The organism is Phenylobacterium sp. (assembly GCF_035276905.1).
Lineage (GTDB): Bacteria > Pseudomonadota > Alphaproteobacteria > Caulobacterales > Caulobacteraceae > Phenylobacterium.
The window spans coordinates 1-9,661 of the sequence record NZ_DATELG010000079.1; the positions used below are offsets into that span (position 1 = coordinate 1).

Annotated in this window: 6 protein-coding genes; 1 reads left to right on the forward strand and 5 read right to left on the reverse strand. The window is 68.6% G+C overall.

Annotation, left to right across the window (positions count from 1 at the left end; translation table 11 throughout):
- The 5 genes from VJS38_RS03325 to VJS38_RS03345 all read right to left on the reverse strand — a co-directional run.
- Window positions 1–306: biotin/lipoyl-containing protein (locus VJS38_RS03325; protein ID WP_324086733.1), on the reverse strand; the 306-nt coding region annotated here is incomplete at its 3' end.
- 48 nt (window positions 307–354) lie between these two features.
- A complete protein-coding gene (locus tag VJS38_RS03330; RefSeq protein ID WP_324086734.1) occupies window positions 355–3,306 on the reverse strand; it encodes a 2-oxoglutarate dehydrogenase E1 component in 2,952 nt (983 codons plus the stop codon).
- Between the two features lie 85 nt (window positions 3,307–3,391).
- Window positions 3,392–4,270, reverse strand: a complete 879-nt coding sequence (sucD, locus tag VJS38_RS03335) for a succinate--CoA ligase subunit alpha (protein WP_324086735.1) — start codon at window positions 4,268–4,270, stop codon at window positions 3,392–3,394.
- Entirely contained in the window at window positions 4,270–5,484 is a 1,215-nt protein-coding gene (sucC, locus tag VJS38_RS03340) for an ADP-forming succinate--CoA ligase subunit beta (RefSeq protein ID WP_324086736.1), read from the reverse strand. Before sucC ends, sucD begins: the two co-directional genes overlap by 1 nt.
- A gap of 199 nt (window positions 5,485–5,683) precedes the next feature.
- Window positions 5,684–9,034 carry a glycosyltransferase gene (locus VJS38_RS03345; protein WP_324086737.1) on the reverse strand — a complete coding sequence of 1,117 codons (3,351 nt, stop codon included), beginning with the start codon at window positions 9,032–9,034 and terminating at the stop codon, window positions 5,684–5,686.
- A 376-nt stretch (window positions 9,035–9,410) separates the two neighbouring features.
- Here VJS38_RS03345 and VJS38_RS03350 point away from each other — a divergent pair.
- A partial coding sequence (locus tag VJS38_RS03350) for a hypothetical protein (RefSeq protein ID WP_324086738.1) occupies window positions 9,411–9,661 on the forward strand: 251 nt, incomplete at its 3' end.

A 9,661-nucleotide genomic window follows, 5' to 3' on the forward strand; every position in this document is an offset into this window, starting at 1 on the left:
GGACGCCGCGACCGGCGCGGGCGTAGCTGCGGGGGCCGCCGCCTTGGCCGGCGCGGCCGCAACAGCCGCCCCGCCCTCGCTCACCCGGCCGAGGACGGCGCCCGGATTGACCGTGGCGCCTTCCGGCGCGGCGATCTCGGCGAGCACGCCGTCGGCCGGCGCGGCCACTTCCAGGCTGACCTTGTCGGTCTCCAGCTCGACCAGGACCTCGTCCTTCTTCACCGCATCGCCGGCCTTTTTCGTCCACCGCGCCACGGTGGCTTCGGTGACGGACTCGCCCAGGGCAGGAGTCATGATGTCGGCCATGGGAAGGAGGCTCCTTTTAGATCGTGGTCGGCGCGGTCAGGCGGGGGTTTAAGCGAAGGCTTCCTTGAGGAAGCTGTCGAGTTCCTTGAGGTGCCGGCTCATCAGGCCTGCGGCGGTCGAGGCCGAGGCCGGGCGGCCAACGTAGCGTGCACGCTTGGCGGAAATGTTGAGACGCTCGAGGGTCAGCTCCAGCCACGGGTCGACGAAGGTCCAGCCGCCCATGTTCTTCGGCTCTTCCTGCACCCACACCAACTCGGCGTTCTTGAACCGCTTCAGCTCGTTGGAAATCGACTTCAGCGGCCAGGGATAGAACTGCTCCAGGCGCAGGATGTAGACGTCGTTGCGGCCGGTCTCGGCGCGGCGCTCGACCAGGTCGAAGTAGACCTTGCCCGAGCACATGATCACCCGCTTGATCTCGGCGTCCGGCTTCAGGGTCACGCCGCCGACGTCGCAGCCGGCCTCGGCCCCGTCGACCATCACCCGGTGGAAGCTCGAGCCCTCGGCCATGTCGGAGAGGTTCGAGACCGCGCGCTTGTGGCGCAGCAGGCTCTTGGGCGTCATGACGATCAGCGGCTTGCGGAACTCGCGCAGCAGCTGGCGGCGCAGCGCGTGGAAGTAGTTCGCCGGCGTCGTCGGGTAGACGACCTGCATATTGTCTTCGGCGCAGAGCTGGAGATAGCGTTCCAGGCGCGCCGACGAATGCTCCGGCCCCTGGCCTTCGTAGCCGTGCGGCAGCAGCATGATCAGGCCGCTCATCCGCAGCCACTTGCGCTCGCCCGACGAGATGAACTGGTCGACCACCACCTGGGCGCCGTTGGCGAAGTCGCCGAACTGGGCTTCCCACATGGTCAGGGTGTTCGGGTCGGTCAGCGAGAAGCCGTACTCGAAGCCCAGCACCGCCTCTTCGGAGAGCGCCGAATCCAGCACCTCGAAGTGCGCCTGGTTGGGCCCGAGGTTCCGCAGCGGGAAGTAGATCTCCTCGGTCTGCTGGTCGATGATCCCGGAGTGGCGCTGGGTGAAGGTGCCGCGCACGCTGTCCTGGCCGGACAGGCGCACCGGATAGCCCTGGTCGAGCAGGCTGGCGAAGGCCAGGTGCTCGCCGGTCGCCCAGTCGAGGCCGGTCCCGGCCTCGATCGCGTCGCGCCGGGCCTGCAGCACTCGCTCGACGGTCTTGTGGACCTTGATGCGCTCGGGAATGGTGGTGATCTTGCGGCCGAGGTCGAGCAGCTTCTGGTGCGGCACGCCGGTGACGCGGCGCTCGTCGCCCTCGGGCAGGCTCAGCCCCGACCACTTGCCGTCCAGCCAGTCGGCCTTGTTGGCCTTGTAGCTCTTGCCGGCGTCGAACTCGCTGTCGAGGAAGGCGGAGAATTCCTCCAGCCAGCCGTCGATCTCGGCCTGGGTGACGAGGCCCTCGCCGATCAGCCGCCTGCCGTAGATCTCGCGCACCGAGGGCTGGGCCTTGATCTTCTGGTACATCAAGGGCTGCGTCATCGTCGGATCGTCGCCCTCGTTGTGGCCGAACCGGCGATAGCAGAACATGTCGATGACCACGTCCTTGCCGAACTGCTGGCGGTACTCGGTAGCCACCTTGGCGGCGAAGGTGACCGCTTCCGGATCGTCGCCGTTCACGTGGAAGATCGGCGCCTCGACCATCAGCGCCACGTCGGACGGATAGGGCGAGGAGCGCGAGTTCTTCGGGCTGGTGGTGAAGCCGATCTGGTTGTTCACCACGAAGTGCATGGTGCCGCCGACGCCATAGCCCTTCAGGCCGGAGAGCGCGAAGCACTCGGCCACCACGCCCTGGCCGGCGAAGGCCGCGTCGCCGTGCAACAGGAGCGGCAGCACATGGCCGCGGCCGCTGGTCGGCGTCTGGCGCAGGGTGAAGGCCTGCTTGGCCCGCGCCTTGCCGATCACCACCGGGTTGACGATCTCCAGGTGCGAGGGGTTGGCGGTCAGCGACAGGTGCACGCTGTTGCCGTCGAACTCGCGGTCCGACGAGGCGCCCAGGTGGTACTTCACGTCGCCGGAGCCTTCCACGTCCGACGGCAGCGACGAGCCGCCCTGGAACTCGTGGAAGATCACCTGGTAGGGCTTGCCCATGACGGCGGCCAGCACGTTCAGGCGGCCGCGGTGCGGCATGCCGATGACGATGTCCTTCACCCCCATCGCGCCGCCGCGCTTGATGATCTGCTCCAGCGCCGGGACCATCGCCTCGCCGCCGTCCAGGCCGAAGCGCTTGGTCCCCGGGAACCGGCGGTGCAGGAAGCGCTCGAAGCCCTCGGTCTCGATCAGCTTCTTGAGGATCGCCACCTTCCCGTCCTTGGTGAAGGTGATCTCCTTGTCGCGGCCCTCGATCCGCTCCTGCAGCCACGACTTCTCCTTGGGATCGGAGATGTGCATGTACTGCACGCCGATGTTGCCGCAGTAGGTGCGCCGAAGGATCGCCAGGATCTCGCGCAGCGAGGCGGTCTCCAGGCCCAGCACATAGTCGAGGAAGATCGGCCGGTCGTAGTCGGTCTCGGCGAAGCCGTAGGTGGCCGGATCCAGCTCCGAGGCGTCGCCCGGCGTGGTGGCGATGCCGAGCGGGTCGAGGTTGGCCTTCAGGTGGCCGCGCATGCGGTAGGCGCGGATCATCATGATCGCGCGCAGGGAATCCAGGGTGGCCGCCCGCACGGTGTCGGCGGAGGCTTCCGGCTGGCGCTCGGCGATCTTGGCGGCGGCCTTGGCCTGCACCGCCGGCCAGAGGCCGTCGAGGGCCGACAGCCACTCGGGACGAGCGATCGGCGCGCCGGGCTTGGCCCAGGCCGGATCGGCGGTCGCGCGCGCGACCTCGTCGGCGCGGTCGCCCAGGGTCGCGAAGAACGCGCGCCAGGATGGGTCGACCGAATTCGGATCGGCCGCCCATTTCGCGTAGAGATCCTCCACGAAGGCGGCATTGCCGCCGTAGAGGAATGAGGTTTCCGCGAGCACCTCGTTGATCAGGCCTGCGTCGTCCGCCATCTGTCGTCCGCCTTCCGGGGTCCGGCCGCGGTGCTTCTGATGAGGAGCCGAGGCGCGCGGACCGCCCTTACGCTAAATTGCCGTCTCAGGCGCCTTTCAGCACCTCGAGCAGGGTTTCGCCCAGCTTCGCGGGCGACGGAGATACGCGGATGCCCGCCGCTTCCATCGCCGCAATCTTGTCCTCGGCCCCGCCCTTGCCGCCGGAGATGATCGCCCCGGCGTGGCCCATGCGGCGGCCCGGAGGCGCCGTACGGCCCGCAATGAAGCCGACCATAGGCTTCTTCACCGGTGAATTCTTGATGAATTCAGCCGCATCCTCTTCGGCGGAGCCGCCGATCTCGCCGATCATGATGATCGACTCGGTTTCCGGATCCTTGAGGAACATGTCCAGCACGTCGATGAACTCGGTGCCCTTGACCGGGTCGCCGCCGATGCCCACCGCAGTCGTCTGGCCGAGCCCCACGTTGGTGGTCTGGAAGACCGCCTCATAGGTAAGGGTGCCCGAGCGCGAGACAACGCCGACAGAGCCGCGCTTGAAGATATTGCCCGGCATGATGCCGATCTTGCACTCGCCCGGCGTCAAGAGGCCCGGGCAGTTCGGCCCGATCAGCCGCGACTTCGAGCCCGACAGCGAACGCTTCACCTTGATCATGTCGGTCACCGGGATGCCCTCGGTGATGCAGACGATCAGCGGGATCTCGGCGTCGATCGCCTCGAGGATCGCGTCGGCCGCGAACGGCGGGGGCACGTAGATCACGCTGGCGTCGGCGCCGGTTTCGCGCTTGGCCTGGGCGACGGTGTTGAACACCGGCAGGCCCAGATGCGTCGAGCCGCCCTTGCCCGGCGAGGTGCCGCCGACCATCTTGGTGCCGTAGGCGATCGCCTGTTCCGAGTGGAACGTGCCCTGCGAGCCGGTGAAACCCTGGCAGATGACCCGGGTGTCCTTACCGATCAGAACCGACATCAGCGGGCCCCCTGCACAGCCTTGACGATCTTTTCCGCACCGTCGGAGAGATCGTTCGCGGCGATCACGTTCAGGCCGCTCTTGTTGATGATGTCCTTGCCCAGCTGGGCGTTGGTGCCTTCCAGGCGGACCACCAGCGGCACGCTCAAGCCCGTCTCCTTGACCGCGGCGATCACGCCCTCGGCGAGGATGTCGCAGCGGGCGATGCCGCCGAAGATATTGACCAGAATGCCCTTCACGTTCGGGTCGGCGGTGATGATCTTGAAGGCCTCCGTCACCTTCTCCTTGGTCGCGCCGCCGCCGACGTCGAGGAAGTTGGCGGGCTCGGCGCCGTAGAGCTTGATGATGTCCATGGTCGCCATGGCCAGGCCCGCGCCGTTGACCATGCAGCCGATCGAGCCGTCGAGGGCGATATAGGAGAGGTCGTGCTTGGAGGCCTCGATCTCCTTCGGATCCTCCTCGCTCTCGTCGCGCAGCTCCTTGATTTCCGGATGGCGATAGAGCGCGTTCGAGTCGAACGAGACCTTGGCGTCGAGCACCCGCAGCTGGGCGACTTCTTCGTCACTTGGGGCGGTGACGATCAGCGGGTTGATCTCGAGCATGCTCATGTCCTTGGCCATGAAGGCCTGGTAGAGCTGGCCGAGCAGCTTCGACGCCTGCTTCTGCAGGTCGCCCTTCAGGCCCAGCGCCTGGGCCAGCGTCAGGCCGTGGTGCGGCCAGACGCCCGTGGCCGGGTCGATCGAGAAGGTGACGATCTTCTCCGGCGTCGAGTGGGCGACGTCCTCGATGTCCATGCCGCCTTCGGTCGAGGTCACGACCGACACCCGGCTGGTCTCGCGGTCGACCAGCAGCGACAGGTAGAATTCCTTGGCGATCGCCGCGCCTTCTTCGATGTAGAGGCGGTTGACCTGCTTGCCGGCGGGGCCGGTCTGATGGGTCACCAGCACCCGGCCGAGCATCTCGGCGGCGTTGGCCTTCACCTCGTCGGCCGACTTGACGACCCGGACGCCGCCCTTGGCTTCAGGACCGAGGCCTTCGAAACGCCCCTTGCCGCGGCCGCCCGCATGGATCTGCGACTTCACGACGAACACCGGTCCGCCTAGCTGCTCGGCCGCCTTGACGGCCTCTTCCACGGTGAAGGCGGGATAACCGCGCGGAACGGCGACGCCGAACTCCTTGAGAACGGCTTTGGCTTGGTGTTCGTGAATGTTCATGAGGTCGCGGGCGCTTGCCTATTGACATCGCCGGGTCGGCGAGTGGCGGGCGTTATAGGCGCCATGCCTGAGGCTGGCAACCGCGCCCGCGCCTGATTTTGCCTCGCAGCGAAGGGATTGTCGCAGCGCGGTGATCCGGCGTCCCCCGCCGGCGCCGCACAAGCGGGCGCCTTGGGACCTGACGTCGCGATCTGCACAGTCAACGGGCGCCTTCCACCGCCGCGGTCGCCCGCCGCTCGAGCTTGCCCCAGCCGACCCGCACCCCATGCAGCGCCGCCCCGATCGACTTGACGACCACATAGTACATCAGCTGGCGGTAGCCGAACCGCTGCACCGGCATCCAGACCAGGTCGGCCCAGGGCGCGCGCCGCTCCAGCGCCATGCCGAGCGCGCCGGCCGAGAGGTCCAGGAAGATGAAGGCCGCCCAGTAGAACAGGGGCCGCATCAGGTCGTCCGGCGACCACTCGATCGGATGGAAGGTCCAGCTGTAGAGCGCCGAGAGCGCGCTCCAGACGATCGCCAGGTCGACGAGCGGGGCCAGGGCGGTCAGGAAGATCTGGAACAGCCAGATCTGCGGCAGGGCGATGAAACCCAGCACCGGGCGGGCCGGGTTGAACAGGGCCGCGCGGTGCTTCCACAGGCACTGGAGCGTGCCGAACGACCAGCGGAAGCGCTGCTTCAGGAGGCCGGCGATGTTTTCCGGCGCCTCGGTGTAGGCCCGCGCCTCCGGATCGAACTCCACCCGCCAGCCGGCGCGCTGCACCGCCATGGTCAGGTCCTGGTCCTCGGCCAGGGTGTCGGACGGATAGCCGCCGAGCTGCTGCAGCGCCGCGCGCCGCCAGGCGCCGACCGCCCCGGGCACCACCGTCACGGCGCCGAGGGCCGCCAGGGCCCGGCGCTCGAGGTTCTGGGCGGTGACGTACTCCAGCGCCTGCCAGCGGGTGATGATGTTGCGCCGGTTGCCGACGATGGCGTTGCCGGCCACCGCGCCGACCTTGGGATCGGCGAACCAGCGGACCAGCGCGGGGATGGTGTTCGGCGGGAACAGGGTGTCGGCGTCGAGGGCGACGATGATCTCCCCGTTCGCCTCGACCAGGCCGCGGTTCAGCGCGCGCGCCTTGCCGCCGTTCTCGAAGCTGCGCAGCCGCACGCGCGGCTCGCCGGCGAAGGCCTCGGCGACCACCCGCGAGGTGGCGTCCGTGGAGCCGTCGTCCAGCACCATCACCTCGAGCTTCGGCCAGGCCGAGGCGAGGATCCGGCGCACCGAGGCCACGATCACCTTCTCCTCGTTGAAGCAGGGGATCAGCACGCTGACCATCGGCCCCTGAGCTGGGTCCGGCATCGGCGGCGTGCGGCCCTCGATGCGGATGCGCTGGACGAGGGCGAACACCGCCAGGAACACCAGGCGCGCGACGCCCAGCACGATGGCGGTGACGAACAGCGCCTGCAGCGCCGCGTTGGCGTAGTGCAGGAAGCCGAAGCCGAGGCGGTCGAGCAGCAGTTCGACGGAGTTGCGCGAGGTCGGCGGCATGGCCTGGGCGTCGGTCATGCCGGCCAGCTTGGCGACGCTGACCAGCTGGTAGCCGTTCGCGCGAAGCTGGTCGATCAGCACCGGTAGGGCCTTCACCGTCCGGCTGCGGTCGCCGCCGGAATCGTGCAGCAGCACGATCTGGCCCGGGCGGTTGGTGTCCTTCAGGCGCGCCAGCGTGGTCTCGACGATGTGCGCCGGGTCCGGCTTCTTCCAGTCGTCGGGGTCGATGCGCAGGCCCACCGTCAGGTAGCCCTGCCGCTGGGCGGCCATCAGCGGCGCCACCTCGCGCGGCGTCGAGGGGTCGGCGTCGCCGAAGAAGGGCGGCCGCAGGAGCCGCATCGAGCGGCCGGTGATGGTCTCGAACAGCCGCTGGGTGGAGTTGATCTCGACCACGGTCTGGGCGATCGGCGTCTCGCCGATGTTCGGGTGCGTCCAGGTGTGGTTGCCGACGTCGTGGCCCTCGCGGATCTCGCGGGCGACCAGATCGGGCGAACGCGACATGTTCTTGCCGATGACGAAGAAGGTCGCGGGGGCGTGCTTCTGCTTGAGGATGTCGAGGATCTTCGGCGTCCAGCGCGGGTCCGGGCCGTCGTCGAAGGTCAGCGCCACCCAGCCCGGATGCCAGCCGTAGCGCTGCACCACATAGGAGGTCGGCAGGTCGTCGTAGAGCTCGCCGGAGATCAGGCCGTTGTCGGGGTCGATCTCGAGCTTGCGGTGGCCGGATTTGGGGGTGTCCTCGACCCGCAGCACTTCGCCCGAACCGTCGAAGTCGACGTCCTGGCCGGGCTGCAGCAGCTCGAGACCCGCGGGGCTGGCCTTGCCGAAGTCGTGGCGCATCAGCTTCCAGACCAGCTGGTCCTCGCCGCCCATGCGCCACAGCGCATAGCCCATCGGCCGATAGCCGTCGGCGACCTTGAGCTGGTTGAACACCGTCGCGGCGTCCAGATACCAGACCGAGTGTTTGCGGCCCTTTTCGTCGACGTAGCCGTAGGTCGGGTTGAGGCTGGCCTCGTCCATCTGCGGCTGGGCGTCGGAATCGTGCGCCGTCTGGGTCGCCTCGGTGAAGGTGACCGCCTCGGCCGAGCCCTTCTGGCCCTTCTCCGCGATGGTCCAGTCGTAGCCGTAGGAGCCGAGCGCCATCACCGTGCGGGCGGGGTCGAGCTCCTCCATGTCCTTGGCCAGCCAGCGCTCGAACCAGTCCTGGCCGGCGGGCGGCCCGGGGTCGCCGGTGCCGTAGTGCTCGTCGTAGGCCATCAGCACGACCACGTCGGCGGAAGCCTGCAGCCGCTTCAGCGGCCAGGCCTCGTCGAAGGGCGCGGTGACCCAGACCTCGCGGCCGCTGGGCTTCAGCGCCGCCTGCACCTTGGCGATGAAGGCCGGGTAACGCTGCACCGAGGCCGGCGAAAGGTTCTCCAGGTCGAAGACGTAGCCGGCGAAGCCGCGCTTCTGGGCCTGGTCGAGCAGGGTGGCGATCAGCGCCTGCTGGGCCTGCGGGCTGGCGAGCAGGGCGTCGGCCTCGGCCCCGTTCCAGACGCCGTTGCGGGCGTTGATCACCCCGGGGATGATCGAGGGCGGCTTCTTGGCCGCGGCGATGATGGCGCGGGCTTCGGGGTCGGAGGTGATGTCGACCTGCCCCTTCGAGCCGTTCAGCTGCACCCACTGCGGCGAGACCACGTCGAGGTCGTTGACGTGGTCGGCCAGGGATTCGCGCGAGGTCTCGTCCCACGACACGTAGAAGCCGACCGACAGCGGCTTGCCGGCGCCGCCGGCCGCGGCGGTGGTCGGGTGCGGGATCTTGGTCCAGTGCTGACGGCCCTTGATCTTGTGCGCGGTCTCGACGTGCAGCGCCTGCAGGGCGCGCGGATCCTTCAGCGCCACGCCCGGCAGGCGCGGGGCGACCGCAAGCGTGGCGAAGAACGCCGCGATCAGCAGCGCTCCCAGGGAGACCAGGAGTCCCCAGAACATTCGCATCTTGCGCGCCCGACGCCCGGTCGGATCGTGAAAAACCAGTTCGTTCATCGGCCCTCGGGCTCGCAAGATGCGTCCGCATCGGCTTGCGCGCCGAACATGACGGAAATTGGCTCCAGCTCGAGCTTGATTAGCTCAACCGGAGACCAGGCTCCACAGCGCCACGTGCGGCGGGACATGGCGACAGATGTTGACGAGGACGCCGCGCGAAAAGGCCCGCCTCAACCCGGCGGCGGATCTGCGACCGCGTGACGCTCGGCCTTGAGGCCGCGATGCAGCCGCGGGCCTACAGCAGCGCTCTGGATTTATCGCCAAGTTTATGCCTCAATTGGCCCCGGGAGAGCGTGAGATGGGGGCGGGTTCGGCTTGGGCGTGGCCGGACCTTGCTCTGTCGTGCGTCGAGGGAACCTTTAATCCGGGACCCGTCATGCCGCTCGATTCTCCGCAGGACACCGCCGCCGACCCGCTGGTCAGCCGGCCGCATCGCGTGCCGACGCCGGTGGTGCTGGCGGGCGTGGCCGGCGCCTGCCTGCTGGGCGCGGGCCTGGGCCTGTGGGCCCGCCCGTCCGACCTGGAGCGGCCGTTCGTCCATCACCCGCGTTCTCAGCCCGTCCAGGCCGCCGCCGCCCCGCACCGGCGGATCGAGATCCGCGTCGACGGCGCGGCCCCACCGGCCCC